The sequence below is a fragment of the Agarivorans sp. 1_MG-2023 genome (genome assembly GCF_030548385.1).
Taxonomy (GTDB): Bacteria; Pseudomonadota; Gammaproteobacteria; order Enterobacterales; family Celerinatantimonadaceae; genus Agarivorans.
On record NZ_JAUOSJ010000003.1, the window covers coordinates 371535 to 389607 of the forward strand.

An 18073-nucleotide genomic window follows, 5' to 3' on the forward strand; every position below is an offset into this window, starting at 1 on the left:
CCTAAGGGAAGCTCACTTCTTGTTGGCTGTCTAACCAGGTCGGGTATTTTTGCATGATTGAACGAAACAATGCTGAATCAATGAACTGCTTTAACCAAGCTTGTAGCTGTGGGTAGGGGGCTTGCTCAAACCACTGTAGATCTACTGAGGCAAACTGGCGAATAAAAGGCAGTAAGGCCATATCTGCGAGGCTTAATTGCTCGCCCATTAGGTAGCTAGTTAGGCTAAGTTGCTGCTCTATTTTTAGTAAAAACAGCTCGCCTTGCTGGCGGTAATCTTCGGGGCTGTGTTCGGGAAAACGCACCGCGTATTTGTATTTATCGAGTGCAGATTTAAATTGTCCGTCATTCTCTTCTACCCATTGCAGCATTTTGCTGTGATTGGGAGCAAGCCATGCTTGTGGATCGGCTTGTTCAAGTGCCCACAACATAATCTCAACGCTCTCTTCTATCACTTCACCGTTTTCAAGCTTTAATACGGGCACTGTGCCCTTGGGTGAAAGCGCGAGCATTTCATCTGGCTTGTTTTTCAGGAGTATTTCTCTGAGCAACACAGGTGTTTGGCTTACAGCAATGGCTAGGCGGGCGCGCATTGCATAAGGGCAACGGCGAAAAGAATAGAAAGTGGCAGGCATAAGAGATGTTTAGTTTAGGTTCTGTTGGGCTGACCATACCCAGTTGCTGTTTAGCTGGCAAGTGTTGCTTGGTCTGTTATTTCTTTATTAATTTTCGCAGTGGTTGATGAAAAGGTGTTTATTCAAGCGGTAAAAAATAGCGAGAATGGGTTAATTGTGAACTTGCGGTTTTATTTAAACGCAATTTTGTCTCATTCGTAGCTAAAGGCTGTTGATAAAGATTTGATTTAATATTATTTTTTCTACCGCTAGAAAAAATGGAGTGAGAAAGTTCTTTAGGAACCTTTCTTACATTTACGTTTGTAAGCTCGTTTACAGATGTCTCAATTGATTGAACTAGGAAAGTACATGAAATTTATTTTTGCGTTTGTTGCTCTTTTTACCCTCTCTTTTTCATCTAATGCTGCGTACACCGCTAACGTTACCTCAACGATTCAATGGGTAAAGATTTATAACAACAGCACTATTTACTTCAAGTTAAACGACCACCCTGACACGCCTTGTGATTATGATTACTTCATTGTTGATTCGTTAATGGATGATGCGATGACAGAACGATTTTATACAACTCTTTTATCAGCAAAAACAACCAATGCAACAGTACTAGTTGGTTATGGAACTGATGTTGAAGATTGCCGTAGTGGTCGTTCACTCGCTTACGCTTTAACTCATTACTAAGCTATATCGGCTAAAAGAAAAAGGAGGCGCTGAGCCTCCTTTTTTTATGGTTCTTTAAGTAGGAGCGACTTAGTTACAAACTGCTCCAGTTACTGTTGGGATTGGGGCGGGGGCGTTGGCCACGCCTTTATTGCCTTGCAAACCAAAGGTAACAGATTGCCCAGGTTGTATTTGGCCATTCCACGCCAGTGCTACCGCATTGTATGGGTTCGCACCGCTGATGGTGGCATTCCATCCGTTGCTCATGGCTGAGCCGTCACTATAGCTCCAGCTTACATCCCATGAGTTGATCACTGAGCTTGTATTGTTAGCAATGGTAATATTGGCAACAAAACCAGAGCCCCACTCGTTGTCGATGGTGTACGTACAGTTAGCTACTACGGGGGCTTCGCTTACGATGATAGTTTTGCTCGTGGTATCTACACCACCTTTACCATCATCAACACTCAGCATCGCGCTGTAGCTACCCACTGCTTGATAGCTGTGGCTTGCACTGACTCCAGTAGCAGAGTTGGTATCACCAAACGCCCAACTGTAGCTAAGGGTATCGCCATCTGCATCGCTTGAGCAGCTAGCATCAAAGGCCACAGGGTCACCAACATACGCTGAGGTTGGTGTTGCGGTGAAACATGCTTCTGGAGGAAGGTTACTATTCGGGTCTTCTACCGTTACCGTCACCGTTGCTGGATCTGAGGTAAGCTGCTCATCATCGGTAACTGTATAGGTAAAGCTATCCACTCCTACATAGCCAGTATTAGGCGTGTAAGTTACTTGCGGACCAGTACCACTTACCACGCCATTGCTGGCTTGGCTGTAGCTGTAACTAACAATGCTACCGTTGCTGTCGCTACCTTCTAAGGTAATGCTGGCTGGCGTGTCAATATTCGTGCTGGCACTTATATCTTTAGCCGTTGGTGGGCAGTTCACATCACAGCTTATCGGGAATAAATCCTCAAATAGAGCATTGGCTGTAGCTACGTCAACCTGTGCCCAGTATCGGTGATAGGTGTATGTTGGGTCGCGGTCTTCGCTAATCGCATTTTGTAATTCAACGTAACCTGGATCGGTATCGTTATAGAAAGGACGCATACTGCTAAAGGTGGTGTTCGCGTTTAAGTCTGCGCCTACTGCATTTACGCCGCTCCAGCCTGGAGGGAAGTATACCGGGTCGTTAATTCTGTCTCGGTAATCGCCGCGTGATTCAGGTGCTGATACCCCCTTGTCGGTGCGGTGGTTTGCCCAAAATCTGTCTAAAATATTCTGTGCAGCATCTTTAGCACCTTGGTGAACTTGCCCTTGGTGTTTTTCTTCAGCGGCCGCGTAATACATCAAGGCTTTGGCTAAGCTGTGAGCTACACCTACATCTTGGTTTTGCGACGTCACCGTTACGTGTAAGTTGGTATTGGCTTGCGGGTTTGCTGGGTCCCATTTTTCTGGTAAGCCGCTAAATTCGAGGCCAGCAGCCAACTTAACATCGTTATTGCTAAAGTCGAGTACTGCTAAGCCTGTAGCTGGAGTGCTATCTAGGATCCAGCCAATCCATTTATCCATAATCGCTTTAGCACGGGTTTCGCCAGTAATGTAGTAGTACTCGGCTACGCGTTCGGTGCCCCATGCTTGCCAGCCAAACCAAGTGCCTGAACCAGGATCTTCATACACAGGGTTTTCGTCGTACACCATACCGTAGAAGGTCGCGTCTTGGCGCTCTACCGGATAAGTAGAGTAAGTGCCATTCCAACTATTGGTTGCCCCGCCAGAAAATGCACCTTCTGCCGATTGAGTCCATTGGAAAAACTCGAGAGAGCGCTCTAAACCTACCGTCCAATCTTCTACCGAGTTAGGGGCCAGTGGTTTTAGCTCTGGGATTTGAGATAGCGCGTACGCGGCCATAGGGTTTTGGTAGGCGTAGTGAATATGGCTAGAGCCAATGCGCCAGCCCCAGTTTTGGCTAGTATCAATTGGGCCGCCCCAAGAGTAATACCACGACATTAAATAGTGGGCAGAATCATAGCCAGTGCCTGCGCTACCTTGTTCATCCTGTGAGCCAATTTTTTTGAAGTATTTATCAAACATGGCTAAACGCAGGTAGTCGCCCATTTTTGAGGTTTTAGCCATTAAGCCAGGTGCCACCACTTCTGGGTCTACACCTTGGTCTTTCATCCACTGCAGTGCCCAGTACATAACTTGTACCACACGTGCATCGGCATCGGGTGCATTGGTGTAACGCCACTGCGCAGCAGGTGCTTGCGGCTCTGACACAAACAAATCTAAAAAGCCGTACTGGCCACCCCACTTAAACTCTTCCCAAGACGGGTGGGGGACAGTTTCCCACACCGATTCTTGCTCGCCACGTTGAAAGGTATTGATGTAAGAAGGGGTAGAGACGCCGTCGCCTAAGTTGCCATATTTGTAGGTATTGTCCATATCCAGTAGCCAATGCATACCGTATACGTCCCAGGTTCCATAGGTGCTTGCTAGCCCAGCACTAATGGGGTCTTCACCCACTGCTGCGCCTGAATCAAGCGCCAGTGGATAACTGGACGGTAATGGCCCCTCTGGCACATAAGTGGCTTTACCTGATGCATAATTTGCTGCCGTTGGCTGCATGGCCGAAGTAGGAATAATTTGGGTTTCAATGATTTCCCAAGCGTCGATTAGTGGTTGCCAATCACCGGTAATTTTACCGTGCACTGCTTCTAACCACAGGATGTATGAGTAGGCTTCTGAGGTTGACTCGTGGCCATGATCTGGCGCTTCAATAATAAAGGTTTCGATAGAATGGTAGGGGCCGCCGTCAGCGCTTAAGTAGCCATTTTCGGGGTTATAGATCTCGTTGCGCATTTCGGTAAATCTATCTTGATACACCCCTGCATTTGCCACGCTACTTAAACCTGCTGTAGCAAGTGCAACGGCAATAGATAGGCGTAAAGAGCGATGTTTAAATTTGCTTTTAGCCAGCTTGGACTGCTTGCTAGATGTTTTAGATAAAAACATGTGAATCTCCGTTTCATGTGAAAATACTCATCGTGTAGATGAGTTGAGTATTATCAATAGCAGGCGAGTCGTGGCTGGGCAGCTCTGTGCTAAAAGCTGTAATCTTCGTTCGCTAGCTATTTACCATTTGCTATGCATGTATGTTTATTCAACTTATTTGTGAGCTCGGCTAGTGTTCGCTCTACGGCGAAGTCTTTGCGACAAATTGCGCCCTCACGGTATTGACTAATCACATAATTCCCCCATGCGAATAAAGGTATAATTCACCTTTTTTATTTTTATTTTGTATTTACACAATAAAAATTAGAACTGTGAGCAAAGCACAAACTAAAAGAACGGTAAGAAATTTAGCGGGGATATTTCAGGCAAATGCCTCAGAAAATGAGAACTTGCTTAGGCAGCTAAACGTGATTAGCGGAGATTAAATACAAAAAAGGAGGCGCGAGGCCTCCTTTACTTATGGATTATTAAACGAACGGTGGATCTAGTTACACACTGCACCGGTTACGGTTGCTACAGGAGCAGGGCCGTTAAATACAGCTTTATTACCTTGTAGGCCAAAGGTTACCGATTGACCTGGTTGGATTTTTGAATTCCAATTAAGTGAGCTGGCTGAGTATGGGTTGCTACCACTAAAGTTAGCATTCCAACCGTTGCTCATTTCTGAGCCATCAGCATAGTTCCAGCTTACATCCCAACCATCAATCACTTCGTTGCCGTTGTTGGTAATGGTTACTTTAGCTACAAAACCAGCGTTCCAATGGTTTTGAACTTCGTACTTACAGCTTGCACTTGATACTGGAGCATCAGCAATAGTAATGGTTTTACTCGCGGTATCTACACCACCTTGGCCGTCATCTACGGTTAATACCGCATTATAGCGACCCGCTTGGGTGTAACTATGTTGAGCAGAAGCACCTGTGCCCTTGCTGTTATCACCAAAGGCCCAGCTGTAGCTTAGTGTGTCGTTATCAGCATCGCTTGAACAGCTTGCGTTGAAGCTGATAGCGTCACCAATGTTGGCACTGCTTGGTGTAGCGCTAAAGCAAGCTTCTGGTGGTAAGTTACCAGCAGGCTCTTCAATGGTAATGGTCACGTTGGTGCTATCTACACCACCTTTACCGTCATTTACCGTTAACATCGCATCGTAAGTACCCGCCATTGTATAGCTATGCTTAATTGACGCACCACTGCCGTTGCTGTCGTCGCCAAAGGCCCAGCTGTAAGTTAAGGTATCGTCATTAGCATCACTTGAGCAGCTTGCTTCAAAGCTGATGATGTCGCCTACCATTGCGCTGCTTGGAGTAGCAGTAAAACAGGCTTCTGGAGGAACGTTGCTGTTAAGATCTTCAACACTAATCGTCACCGTAGCTGGTGCAGAGCTAAGTTGCTCATCATCGCTTACGGTATAGGTAAAGCTATCTACTCCTACAAAACCACTTTGTGGCGTGTAAGTCACTTGTTTACCGTTGCCACTTACTGTGCCATTCGCTGGCTGAGTATAGCTGTAAGCTTCAATAGTGCCGTTGCTGTCACTGCCTTCTAAGGTAATGCTAGCAGGCGTACCTACTGAGGTTTTAACCGTTATATCTTTAGCTGTTGGAGCGCAACCATCGGCACAATCAGCCTCAGGGAACAATTCAGAATACAAGGCGTTTGCTGTTGCAACATCTACCTGCGCCCAGTAACGGTGATAGGTATAAGTTGGATCACGACCTTCAGCCATGGCGTTTTGTAGCTCTTGATAACCAGGATCCGAACTATCATAGAATGGACGCATGCTTGAGAACGTTGTATCGGCGTTTAAGTCTGCGCCTACTGCATTCTTACCAGTCCAACCCGCAGGGAAGAATACTGGCTCGTTAATACGCTCAGGGTAGTCACTGCGTGTTTCAGGTGCTGAAACGCCTTTATCTGTGCGGTGATTAGCCCAGAAACGGTCCAAAATCATCTGAGCCGCATCTTTAGCGCCTTGGTGAACATCACCTTGGTGTTTTTCTTCTGCTGCAGCGTAGTACATCAGAGTTTTAGCCAAGTTATGGGCAACCCCAACGTCTTGTCCGTGATCAATAACTTCTACATGTAAGTCGTTGTTAGCTTTAGGATTAGCCGGATCCCATTTTTCTGGTATACCAGAGAAGGCCAGTGTAGCGGCAAGTTTTACATCGTTATCACTAAAGTCTAGAACTGGCAGACCTTTTTCTGGTGTGGCGTTTAATACCCAAGCTACCCATTTGTCTAGAATGTCTTTGGCGCGTTTCTCACCCGTAATGAAGTAGTACTCAGCGACTCGCTCAACACCCCATGTTTGCCAGCCAAACCAAGTACCTGAACCTGGATCTTCATACACTGGGTTTTCATCGTACGCCATACCGTAGAAAGTATTGTTAGCGCGATCGGCAGGGTATGTGTCGTACTTGCCATTCCAGCTGTTGGTTGCACCGCCAGAGAATGCACCCTCGGCTGATTGTGTCCACTGGAAGAACTCTAGAGAACGTTCTAAACCAGTGTCCCAATCTTGCACAGAGTTAGGCGCTTTTGGCTGTAGTTCAGCAATTTGAGATAGCGCATAAGCGGCCATTGGGTTTTGGTAAGCAAAATGAATGTGGCTTGAACCAATTCGCCAAGCCCAGTTGGCTGAGGTATCGATTGGGCCGCCCCAAGAGTAGTACCAAGACATTAAGTAGTGAGCAGAGTCATAACCCTGGCCAGCACTGCCTTGTTCGTCTTGAGAACCAATTTTTTTGAAGTACTTATCAAACATGGCTAAGCGCAGGTAATCACCCATTTTAGCTGCTTTGGCCATTAAGCCAGGCGCAACTACTTCAGGATCTTGGCCACGTTCTTTCATCCATTGCAGTGCCCAGTACATTACTTGTACAGCACGAGCATCGGCATCAGGAGCGTTGGTGTAACGCCATTGTTTTGCAGGTGCTTGAGACTCGGCAACAAATAAATCTAAGAAGCCGTATTCTCCGCCCCAGCTAAAGTCTTCCCACGATGGGTGAGGAACAGTTTCCCATACAGACTCTTGCTCACCACGTTGGAAGGTATTGATATATGAAGGTGTTGAGGTTCCGTCGCCTAAATTACCGTATTGATAAACATTATCCATGTCTAACAACCAGTGCATACCATATACATCCCAAGTACCGTAAGTAGAGGCTAAACCAGCACTAATAGGATCTTCACCAACCGCGGCACCATTAGTAAGTGGTAGCGGATAGCTTGACGGTAATGGCCCTTCTGGAACATAAGTCGCTTTACCGTTGGCATACTTATCTGCAGTAGGTTGCATTTCAGACGTTGGGATAATTTGTTCTTCGATAAGATCCCAGGCTTTAATTAGAGGCTCCCAGTCACCGGTAATTTTACCGTGAACAGCTTCTAACCACAGTATGTAAGAGTAGGCTTCTGATGTTGACTCGTGCCCATGATCTGGTGCTTCAATAATAAACGTTTCAACAGAGTGATAAGGGCCTCCATCAGCACTTAAATAGCCGTTTTCAGGGGCATAAATCTCATCACGAATCTCGGCAAATCGATCCTCATACACTGAGGCGTTAGCAATACCAGAAAAGCTAACACCAATCAGTGCGCTAAGAATTGCAGTGGTTAGTTTAGAGCGTTGTATTAATCCTGTAGCTTGATTTAAACCATGCTGATGGTTCAAACCCAAACGTTTAGCAAATTGCATTGTAAACTCCATTTTAAAAAAGAAGCCCTTTGCAAGGGCGTCGCTGTCACCTTTAGAACACATTGGTCACTGTTGCTGTGTGGGGCTTTATAGCCGCTTCACTTTGCAACAATTATGTATACAGCTCGGTAAAGCAGAGTTCATCGCCAATCCTTTGGTTAGCTTGGGCGTGTTACTTTTTTCACAGGGGAGTAAACACCTAACCAACTGATTGCACGATAAACCCGCGGCTAAAGGTTTAAATTAAATAACAAAAATATCTATAGTTGATTTTGTTACCAAATCTTTAGGTGTGATCTAAAACAGCGAATGATTAAAAATAGAACGGATTTAGCTTGTGGTTTCATGCGGTATTGCATAAATATGTGATTCTGATCGGATTGAGTGTTGGCGGGAATATTAATTATTTAGCAGATTTATACAATAATTACTGCTGTTATAAATATTAACTTATGACTTGAAAGTAGCTTCTATTAACGTTTATCGTAATAAAATTAACTATTTATGATCATTTCGATAGGTGTTTAAGTGTTCCTCTATGTGAACATTTCGCGCTAAAAAAGCGAATAAACCGTTAATGTAAGTGTAGCCATTAAATGTTATTTATGCATTTTAGTCAAATAAACTGTCTCCTTATTGAGACAGGTTAAACGTTTGTACCTAGCTAGGAATAGACTGGGCTGTAAACGATTTTAGTGAGTTATCTGTTTTTAAGGCGATAGTGCTGTCTTAAATTGGCGACAATGGTGAGGCTTATTTTGCTTAGGCGATGGGCCAAATGAACTTGGGTAGATTGAAGTAGATAAAGTAGCGCAGTATTGAATTGGCTTAGTTTCGGGCAGTGTTTACGGCGAAACCAATATATGAAGTTTATTTAGGTAAGGCTCGGTTATTTAACCAGGCTAGTTTTCGCAATTTAAAAGCGAAAAATGCCGCTGCGAATACAGCTAAACATAGCAAGCCGCTGCTGCCTATAACCAATAATATAAGGCCACAGAATAGTGCTGAAAAGCCAGCCGCGTAACGCATTGCTCCTTTTAGCAATTTTACACCCGCTAAGGCAGCGGCCAAATAAATCACTACGAATAAGCCATTGGCGTATTCCAATAAATAGGCGAAAGAGAAATTCCAATAATCTCGAGCAATCAATACTAAGGCAATTGACGCAGTTACAATACAGGTAGCGACAATTGGTGAGCCGTTGGCGCTGCATATTCTTAAAGGGTGTTGATTGCCTTTTTCCTCAGCCGTGCTGTAAAGCATATTAGCAAAGCTGATGACATAGAGGTTGACCGCACAAAAGCAGCCGAAAAATCCTACCGCAGCCACTAAACTTGCCGCCCATTTTCCACTAGATAAAGCGGCGATATGGGTAATAGAAAGCAGGTTTTGTTGCTCGCTGCCATAGGCATGCATAACGACTACCGCATAACTAACCAGCACATACACAAATGCCGCACTGCCTACGCCCAGCAATACCGACTTAGCAAAATCACGTTCGGGGTTGCTGAACTGCTTGGCCACATGGCAAATGGCTTCTATGCCAACAAAACACCAAAACATTAGTGCCATTGACTGGCCCAGCGAGTGTAAAGAAAAACCAGCGTGCGTAAATTGTTCGCGTGGGAAAGGCTGAGTGCTCATCACCTTAAAACAAATAAACAAAATAGTGCTAATTAAGGCAAGGCTTAGCAGAGACTGTACTTTAGCAGAGGTTTCTATACGGGCTAGGTTCATTAAAAAAACTAGTGCTAGCATGGCGAGCTCTAAGTAGATTAAGGGCAGGTCAAGCCCTCCAAACACTTGCCCAAAGTAGCTGGCGCCGGCAATAAATACTACTGGTGGACCAATGGGGGCTATTGATAAATACACCCAGCCAATAGCCTTGGCGGCGTCTTCGCCAAAAGCTTGTTTAACGTAATAGGCGGTGCCGCTTTCGTGTGGGTAGCGTTTGCCTAATGCAGCAAAGGTAAATACTACCGGCAACATGGCAATAATCATGATCAACCACGCTAATAAAGAGTACGCTCCCGATTGATCAGCGGCGAGGGCAGGGATAATGAGTACACTAGAGCCAAGCAGTGCCGAGACTAATAAGCTGGCTCCTTGAATTACCGATAAACGCCCTTGAGCCAAGATTAATCCTTAATCACTGTATCTTGCAGAATGCCAATCTAACAAAGTCCTTTGTTAATAACCATGCTTTAGACGTGTTGCTGTAAATGGTTAATAAAAGCACTCACTTTTTTGGTGAGGTATTGGCGATGTGGATAAATAGCATACACACCAATGTCGTCGTTGAGGTAGTCATCAAATAGGCTCACTAAGCTGCCGTTGGCGAGTTGCTGCTGCACGGCAAATGCTGGTGACAGACAGATACCTAAGCCTTGCTCTGCAGCCATCGCAGCGGCTAAGGCACTGTTTACATTGAGTTGCTGATTCACTTTTACACTGTGTATTGAACCTTGGCGGGTAAACTGCCATTTATTCCCACCTCGGCGGTTGCTATCTACGATGCAGGCAAGGGTAGATAGCTGCTCGAAGTGAGTCACTTGGTGCTTTGTTACAAATTCAGGGCTGGCGACGAGTACTTGTTTGTAGCTGGCAATCTTTCGCGCAATCAAATTTGAATCGTCTAATTGGCCAATACGTATGGCGAGGTCGAAGCCTTCTTCAACAATGTCTACATAGCGGTCATTTAGTACCAACTCTACTTTTAGCTGAGGGTGCTTTTGCATAAATCTAGGCAGTATTTTCATTAGGTTTAGCTCGCCAAAGGTTTGCGGCGCACTTAAACGTAACCGTCCTGACAACTGCTCATTTTGTTGCTGGCTGTATTGGCTCAAATCGTCCACTTGCTCAAGAATAACTCTAGCCCGTTGATAGATCTCTTTACCCGATTCGGTGACTGACAACGCTCGAGTGGTTCGGCTAATTAAGCGACTATTGAGCTGCGCTTCTAGCTGGCTAACTTGTCGACTGACTATCGCTTTGGTTTTACCTAAGTGCAGGGCGGCTTGAGTAAAACTGCCGTGTTCTACCACCGCAACAAAACTAGAAAATAACGCTAGGTGATTCATTCGTTCGCCTTAATTGTATACAAATAGTAAACAATGTGTCGATTGTAATGGATATTGTTTACAGGTTGAAGTGGGACGATACTTTCTTTACGCCAGCCACTGAGCTTGGCCTTAATCAACGTCACTAGGAGAATAACAATGGATAACAGACAAGCCTTATACGCTGGCACTTTGTTACGCATCAGTTTAGCGGTGATGTTTCTATCTCACGCATGGTTAAAGATTGCGGTGTTTACTCCTGCGGGTACTGCCCAGTTTTTTAGCTCATTAGGTTTACCGGGTGCGCTAGCTTATTTAACCATTGCTGCTGAGTTGCTGAGTTGCTGGGCGGTATAGCGCTATTGCTGGGTGTAAAAACTCGGCTGGTTACAGCGGGATTGCTGCCAGTGTTATTAGGTGCTTTATTTTTTGCTCATGCTGGCCATGGTTGGTCGTTTTCAAACCAAGGTGGTGGCTGGGAGTATCCGCTATTTCTCGTGATGGCTTCATTTGCGCAAATACTGCTAGGCGATGGTGCTTATGCCTTAAAACCTAAAGTCCTATATAACAACACCGCGAGTGCTTAGCCCGACTCACCGATTCAATCGTAAAGACCACAACTAAGGAACGAATATGTTAATGAATGGCGAGTGGCAAGCGGCCTGGGATCCTTATCAAAAAACCAGTGAAAATGGCGACTTTATTCGCCAAACATCGAGTTTTAGACATTGGGTTACCAAAGATGGAAGTGCAGGTAGAACCGGGCGGGCAGGCTTTAAAGCTGAGCCGAATCGCTATCACCTTTATGTGGCCTTAATATGCCCGTGGGCCAGCCGAGCCTTAATGGTGAGAAAGCTCAAAAAACTGGAATCGGTGATTAGTATTAGCATTGTTGACCCGCGCATTACTGAGCAAGGCTGGGGTTTTGCTGGCAAAGGGCTTACGGGGCTAAAGGGCGCGAGTGAAGACCATTTACACCATAAGCCGTTTATTCATCAGCTTTATACGCATGCGGATCCTAAGGTCTCTGGTAGAGCCACTGTGCCAGTGTTGTGGGACAAATTCACCGACACCATTGTAAATAATGAATCGGCAGACATTATCGAAATGCTAAACAGTGCATTTGACCAATGGGGTGATGCCAGTGTTAACCTGCGTCCCCAGCATTGGTTGGTAGATATTAATCAACTTAATCCATGGTTATACGAGCATATTAACAATGCAGTATATCAAGCGGGGTTTGCCCAAAGCCAAGCCGCTTATAAAGAGGCTGTGAGTAGGCTGTTTGCGGGCTTAGAAGCACTAGAACAACGCTTAAGTGATGGCCGCGATTACCTGTTAGGCGATGAGTTGAGCGAAGTTGATGTAAGGCTGTTTGTTACCTTGGTACGTTTTGACGCCGCTTATGTAGGTGCATTTAAATGTAATCTTAAGCAATTGCAGGATTACCCATTATTGAGTGATTACTTGCAGCGTATTTATGTGCTTCAAGGCGTGTCGGAAACGGTAAATATTGAGCACATCAAGCAAGGTTACTATTCAGTTAAAGCCTTAAATCCTAGCGGTATAGTGCCGATAGGGCCGAATCTAACCTTCTTGCCCGCTAATCAGGTGGCTTTATGAACACTTTAGCGCCGGTACTGTTTTTATCTCATGGTTCGCCAATGCGGGTGTTGGAGAGTAGCCCTGCGAATACCTTTTTAAAAAGCTTAGCGGGGCGAATAGCTACCCCAAAAGCGATTGTTGTGGTGTCTCCCCATTGGGAAACTACCGGTTTGCATTTTACTCAGCAAGCGCAGCTAGAAACGATTTACGACTTTTGGGGCTTTCCGAATGCGTTAAACCAAATTAAGTATTTGCCTGACAGCCCTGAATGGTTGCACCAAACACTTAAACGGAGTTTGCCCCACGTTGCGGGAACCAAGCGGGGCTTAGACCATGGCGCGTGGTCGCTACTGCATTTGATGTACCCCAAGCAAAATGTGCCAGTGGTTGGGCTAAGTTTGCCTCGCGACGCAAGCTTGGCGGAGCTATATGCCCTGGGTGAACAACTGGCTGGTTTACGGGCTCAAGGCATAATGTTGGTCACCTCTGGCATGGCTACGCATAACTTGGCAGCGTTGGCTTACCAAGGTGAGCCCAATAGCTGGGCACTGGCGTTTGTAGAGTGGCTTCAGCACGCAGTGGAGCAGTGCAACATTCAAGCCTTGCTTAATTATCGTCAGCTAGCGCCTGGCGCTCAGCAATCACATCCGCGAGATGAGCATCTAAGGCCGCTGTTTATTGCATTAGGCGCAGCAGGAGCAGAGCCTGCTAAGTTAATACATGATTCTTGGGAGCTAAAAAACGGCAATAACTCTAGCTGGCTTTGGGGGGAACTTAATGAATAATCGCGGTATTACTTTACGCCAAGCCCGTAGCCTAATCACAGAATCTTTAGCGTTAGCAAGGGGCAAGGCATTACCGCCTTTGTCGATTGTTGTTCTGGATAGTGGTGCACACCTAAAAGCCATGGTTAGTGAAGATGGCGTAGGAACTCAGCGCTATCAAATTGCCTTAGGCAAAGCTCACGCAGCATTAGGCATGGGATTTAATACTCGGCAGTTTTATCAATTGGTTAAATCAGAGGTACTGCCAGAAATGTTTGCGGCAACTATTAACGGGGCAACGGGCGGTGAGTTTATTCCTTTGCCAGGTGGCGTGCTTATTGTTGAGCAACAGCAAGTGATGGGGGCAATCGGTATTTCTGGCGCATCGTCTGATCTAGATGAATGGGTCGCGACTAACGCTATCGCAAGGTATACCTCTTAAACCGCTGTGTAATGCGAGGGCTATGTTAATCAAAGCGCTGTTAGAAGCCGTTTACTCCTAGAGACTTTAATTTGGCTTTTAGGTAATCTATTGATGGTTTAAATAATAGCTTCTATTAGCAATAGCCTTAACATGCTCGTTCAGTATTGCATTGGCTATTCATAGAAAGTGGCTTATTGCCTATTACAAAAAGGATGTGAAAAATGAAAGGGCTTATTCTGTTTTTATCACTGGCGCTTAGTTTGTGTTCGCCCGCTATTTGGGCTAATGATAGAGCGTTACAACAAGCCTATGATTACCAACAAAGCGACATCCAATTGCAAGGCTCTGGCGTTGTTGAGCGGATACTTCCCGATGATAATAAAGGCTCTAGGCATCAGAAGTTTATTTTGCGTTTAGCCAGCGGCCAAACCCTACTGGTGGCACACAATATTGATTTAGCGCCGCGTATCCCTTATTTAAAAGAGGGTGATACGGTGGCGTTTTATGGTGAATATGAGTGGAATCATCAGGGCGGCGTTATGCATTGGACCCATAAAGACCCAAGAAATAACCATGAGCATGGTTGGTTAAAGCATGGTGGTAAAACTTACCAGTAATTATGAACTTAAACGTTGATGTAGTCTGCAGTAGCTTTGCCTCTGCCGAAGCTCTTAGTGAATTTATGAGAAAGCATATTGGCTACACCTCAAAGCAGCAACGCGTATTATCTACATCTCATGGTTGCTGGTGGAAAACTCCGCAACAAACCTTTGAAGACGGATATGGCTTTTGTTATGACCTAGCAGCATTTGCATTACATGGCTTGGAGTTATCGAATATTGCTTGCGCAAGGTTATTGTTTGTTTCTTGGGGAGAGTGGGGGGGCGAATCCAATGCTGGCCATTTTGTATGTGTGTATCAGCAAAATGATGGGTATTTTTGTATTGATAATGGCAGGCTAAAAGGCCCTTTTACATTTAAGCAACTATTGTTAGCCACCTCGCGTAATCATAAGCTTAAATCATACCGTTGGTTCGAAAAGCATGATATTGCTTATCATACCCGCTATAGCGATATGACAGGCTTTAGCGATAGCACGTTGCTTAGCGGTATTTGAATATACACCGCAAGTGCTGATCTATAACAAGGGATAAGAAATAAGGGATTAAGATGAAAGGAAGCTGTTTATGTGGAGCGATAGAATACTCGGTTGCTCAGCTTGATTCTGCCATTGCACATTGTTCATGTTTAAGTTGCAGAAAAGCTCATGCGGCTGCCTTTACTAGTACAGCGGCGGTTCATCGTGATCATTTTTGTTGGCTAAAAGGCGAGGGCAAGCTTAGTGCTTATGAGTCTTCGCCGGGTAAGTTTCGTCACTTTTGCTCACAGTGTGGCTCTCAATTAGTGGCAGAAAGAGCGGGTAAACCCATGCTAATACTAAGAGTGGCAACACTTGACCAAGATCCTCTCACTAAACCAGAGTTTCATATTTGGAAAGATCATGAAGTACCATGGTTAGAATATGGCTCTCAGATTAATGCCTACTCAGAATGGCAAGAAGGCCGTTAAACGGATTCTGCTCACCCTTGGTTAGCGAGTGTTGGAGCTTCGTTTTGACCGCTATGTGCCTTTAAACGAAAGGTGTTTAAGGAAGTTAACACTCTATTAAGTGCACAGCTTTGTATCGCTGCTTGAGTAAGAGCAATGGTTTAAGGGGAAGGAATAAGTGGCCACATTAGTATTGGCCACTTTTTTTGCCGGTGGTTTACTGAGTTAGTGATGTAAAGCTAACTCAATTTAAAATGCGACAGTTCGCTAAGTTGCTGCTGCGATTGCTGTTGTAGTGACTCACTGACTTGCTGGGTTTGATTGGCATCGCGGTTGGCCAATTCACTAAGCTCAACAATTTTTTCCACATTATTCGCCACTTGTAAGGCCACGGTGTGTTTATCTTGGGCGTTGTTGGCAATTGCCTCACTGCGTTCTTGAACGGTACTTAACAGTTGGGCGACTTGTTCTAGCTGTTGCGAACTTTGCTCGGCCTCTTCAATACAGCTGCCTACCATGGTTTCGCCCTGTACCATCATGTCCATAGCTTGTTGTGCCCGACCTTGTAATTGCTCAATCATGCTAAGAATTTCTTGGGTCGCTTCGCGGCTTCGGGTGGCTAAGCCGCGCACTTCATCGGCCACCACGGCAAAGCCTCGACCTTGCTCTCCAGCACGAGCAGCTTCAATGGCTGCATTTAAGGCCAGTAAGTTAGTTTGCTCGGCAATGCCTTGGATAACATCTACGATGCGATTAATGTCGTCACTTTGTTGTTTAAGCTCGCTAACTTGCTGGCTGGCTTCCACCACGGTAGTTTGTAATTGGTTAGTGGTGGCTAAGGTCGATTGAGCCGCTTGATGGCTTTGACCGGTAAGTTGATTCACTTGGCCAATATCGTCTCGGCTTTGTTGCGCCTGTTCAGATACTTCATTAACGCCTACTTCCATTTGGCTTACCGCTACGGCCACCAATTGGCTTTGGTCTTGTTGTTCTTGAATTACTTTGTGAGAGTGTTGGCTGGTTGCTAAGCCGCTTTCTGCACTTGCTGCAAGCTGTTTAGCGTTGTTATTCATTTGGCTAACCACTTGGTTCATTTGATCACTTAAATGAACCAGTTGCGTGGCAATCTGACCAAATTCATCTTTAGACTGTTGGCCTTGGTAAGCGCTAAAGTCACCATCTACCATGCGTTTTATTTGGCTAAGGGTATGGCCTAAAGGAATTCGAATATGGCGGCTTACACTCCACGCGACTAATACGGTCACTAATACTGAAAACAGCAATACTGCCAATGTTTGGATTAGCGCCGAGCTGGCGCTTTGCTGAGCCGTTTGGTGAGCGGAGGTGATAATTTCACTGAGTTGGTTTGATAGATCGTCTAGCTGCAGCAATACCGTGTCGGTTTGTTGATTGAGCTGAACTAAGTGTTGATTTTGACGGGTAAGAATGAGTTGTTGGTTCTTTAAATGATCAAATAAACCATTACTAGCAAATGCTTGAGTAAGCAGTTCAAAGTAACTACTTAACTCTTCTGCGCTGCTAGGGTCGAGCTTGATGAGTTGTTGTTGCTTTTCTTGCAGTGACGAGTTGTAACTGTTTATTACGCTGAATAATGAATTAAACTGAGCTTCGTTTTGAGCGTAAAACAGTTTTTCTAATGAAGCAGAGAACGCGCCTATATCTGCTTGCATACCGGTCACTACCCACTCGGCATTTTCTTCCACCATTTCAATCATAAACTCCATATCGCCTGGAAAGTTCTTCCATTTGTTGGTGAAGTTTTGACGTTGGTTGGTTAGCGTTTGTTGGGCTTGGAGTGCTTCATTACCTAAGGTTAACTGAGCTAGGCTGGTGGTTTTAATGTCGCTCACATCTTGGTCTAGTGAACGTAAACCATCAAGAATTGCTGGGTAAGGCTTAGCCAGCTGAGACAGGGAACTCATTCGCTGACTGTAACTACTAAACAAGTTTGATACTTCTTGTTCTAGCTGCTGTGACTGTTCGGCATGTTGACTGCTACTGTGCAAGCCGACTTTACGTGCAGAGTTAAGTAATAGCCCAGAGAGCTGATTAACTTGTTCAGCCATTGGTGCTAATCGACTGACGGTGTTATCCAACTGGGTTTCCAGTTGTCGCATGTTTAGTTGGCCAATTAAGGCTACCACTAGTAGTAATGCTAACAGCACGCCAAAACCGAGCAGCGTTCTGGTTACAACTTGTAGTTTCATTCTGGGCTTCCCTGTTTATTGCTATCCTACAATCACATCATTAACCATAGTAAGCATTTAGTGTTTGGCTACTTGCTTTCTAATTGATTGATTTTATGGATAAACCTAACGATTCATTCGTTGGTTAATATAAATACCATAAGCTGATATTGGTTGACCAGATAAAAAATTGTAAATTAAGTGAAATCTAGTCGATAAGATTTAACACCAGCGGTGAGTTGAGTGAATCACCCTGTAATTAAGCTTTAGCGTGGTTTTTGTTTGGCGTAGATAATTGCTCGTATATAAGAATAAAATGGCGCTATTTTTAGACGATTTATTTGTTATGGCGATGTTAGTTATTCGGTAGTGCTAAAACCACAAAAAACTAAGTTGATTTATGTGTTAGTGCTCCATTAACGCTTAACTACTGTAGATTTCTTCATAGATCTCATTCGCTTAT

The 18073-nt window shown here is 45.0% G+C and carries 15 protein-coding genes; 9 read left to right on the forward strand and 6 right to left on the reverse strand.

Annotation, left to right across the window (positions count from 1 at the left end; all coding sequences use genetic code 11):
- Position 1: 1 nt before the first annotated feature.
- Complete coding sequence (locus Q4592_RS06070; RefSeq protein ID WP_303511131.1) at positions 2-634, reverse strand: glutathione S-transferase; 633 nt, start codon at positions 632-634, stop codon at positions 2-4.
- Positions 635-982: 348 nt separating this feature from the next.
- On the opposite strand from Q4592_RS06070, the gene Q4592_RS06075 reads away from it, so the two are divergent.
- Entirely contained in the window at positions 983-1312 is a 330-nt protein-coding gene (locus Q4592_RS06075) for a hypothetical protein (protein WP_303511133.1), read from the forward strand.
- Positions 1313-1381: 69 nt separating this feature from the next.
- On the opposite strand, the gene Q4592_RS06080 is transcribed toward Q4592_RS06075, so the two are convergent.
- From Q4592_RS06080 to Q4592_RS06095, 4 genes are all read right to left on the reverse strand, one after another.
- Positions 1382-4306: a glycoside hydrolase family 48 protein gene (locus Q4592_RS06080; RefSeq protein ID WP_303511134.1), complete on the reverse strand. Its 2925-nt coding sequence runs from the start codon at positions 4304-4306 to the stop codon at positions 1382-1384.
- Positions 4307-4790: 484 nt separating this feature from the next.
- Complete coding sequence (locus Q4592_RS06085) at positions 4791-8003, reverse strand: glycoside hydrolase family 48 protein (protein WP_303511136.1); 3213 nt, start codon at positions 8001-8003, stop codon at positions 4791-4793.
- An 870-nt stretch (positions 8004-8873) separates the two neighbouring features.
- Complete coding sequence (gene yjeH / locus Q4592_RS06090; protein WP_303511139.1) at positions 8874-10139, reverse strand: L-methionine/branched-chain amino acid transporter; 1266 nt, start codon at positions 10137-10139, stop codon at positions 8874-8876.
- A 68-nt stretch (positions 10140-10207) separates the two neighbouring features.
- Positions 10208-11083 carry a LysR family transcriptional regulator gene (locus Q4592_RS06095; RefSeq protein WP_303511143.1) on the reverse strand — a complete coding sequence of 292 codons (876 nt, stop codon included), beginning with the start codon at positions 11081-11083 and terminating at the stop codon, positions 10208-10210.
- A 138-nt stretch (positions 11084-11221) separates the two neighbouring features.
- Between Q4592_RS06095 and Q4592_RS06100 the strand changes: the two genes are divergently transcribed.
- From Q4592_RS06100 to Q4592_RS06135, 8 genes are all read left to right on the forward strand, one after another.
- Positions 11222-11419, forward strand: a complete 198-nt coding sequence (locus Q4592_RS06100; RefSeq protein ID WP_303511145.1) for a DoxX family membrane protein — start codon at positions 11222-11224, stop codon at positions 11417-11419.
- A complete protein-coding gene (locus tag Q4592_RS06105; protein WP_303511147.1) occupies positions 11404-11649 on the forward strand; it encodes a DoxX family protein in 246 nt (81 codons plus the stop codon). Before Q4592_RS06100 ends, Q4592_RS06105 begins: the two co-directional genes overlap by 16 nt.
- Positions 11650-11695: 46 nt before the next feature.
- The gene (locus tag Q4592_RS06110; RefSeq protein ID WP_303511150.1) at positions 11696-12685 is read left to right on the forward strand and encodes a glutathione S-transferase family protein; all 990 of its coding nucleotides are present in this window, start codon (positions 11696-11698) and stop codon (positions 12683-12685) included.
- On the forward strand, positions 12682-13452 hold the full coding sequence (locus tag Q4592_RS06115) for a class III extradiol ring-cleavage dioxygenase (RefSeq protein WP_303511153.1): 771 nt from the start codon (positions 12682-12684) through the stop codon (positions 13450-13452). Before Q4592_RS06110 ends, Q4592_RS06115 begins: the two co-directional genes overlap by 4 nt.
- A complete protein-coding gene (locus Q4592_RS06120; RefSeq protein WP_303511156.1) occupies positions 13445-13873 on the forward strand; it encodes a heme-binding protein in 429 nt (142 codons plus the stop codon). Before Q4592_RS06115 ends, Q4592_RS06120 begins: the two co-directional genes overlap by 8 nt.
- Before the next feature lie 203 nt (positions 13874-14076).
- Positions 14077-14472, forward strand: coding sequence for a DUF3465 domain-containing protein (locus Q4592_RS06125; protein WP_303511159.1), 396 nt, complete (start codon positions 14077-14079; stop codon positions 14470-14472).
- A gap of 2 nt (positions 14473-14474) precedes the next feature.
- Entirely contained in the window at positions 14475-14972 is a 498-nt protein-coding gene (locus Q4592_RS06130) for a transglutaminase-like domain-containing protein (protein WP_368509295.1), read from the forward strand.
- Positions 14973-15025: 53 nt separating this feature from the next.
- Positions 15026-15424, forward strand: coding sequence for a GFA family protein (locus Q4592_RS06135; RefSeq protein WP_303511164.1), 399 nt, complete (start codon positions 15026-15028; stop codon positions 15422-15424).
- Between the two features lie 218 nt (positions 15425-15642).
- Here Q4592_RS06135 and Q4592_RS06140 read toward each other — a convergent pair whose 3' ends face one another.
- Positions 15643-17631 (reverse strand): methyl-accepting chemotaxis protein, encoded by a 1989-nt coding sequence (locus Q4592_RS06140; protein WP_303511168.1) that lies wholly within the window; start codon positions 17629-17631, stop codon positions 15643-15645.
- Between the last annotated feature and the right edge of the window lie 442 nt (positions 17632-18073).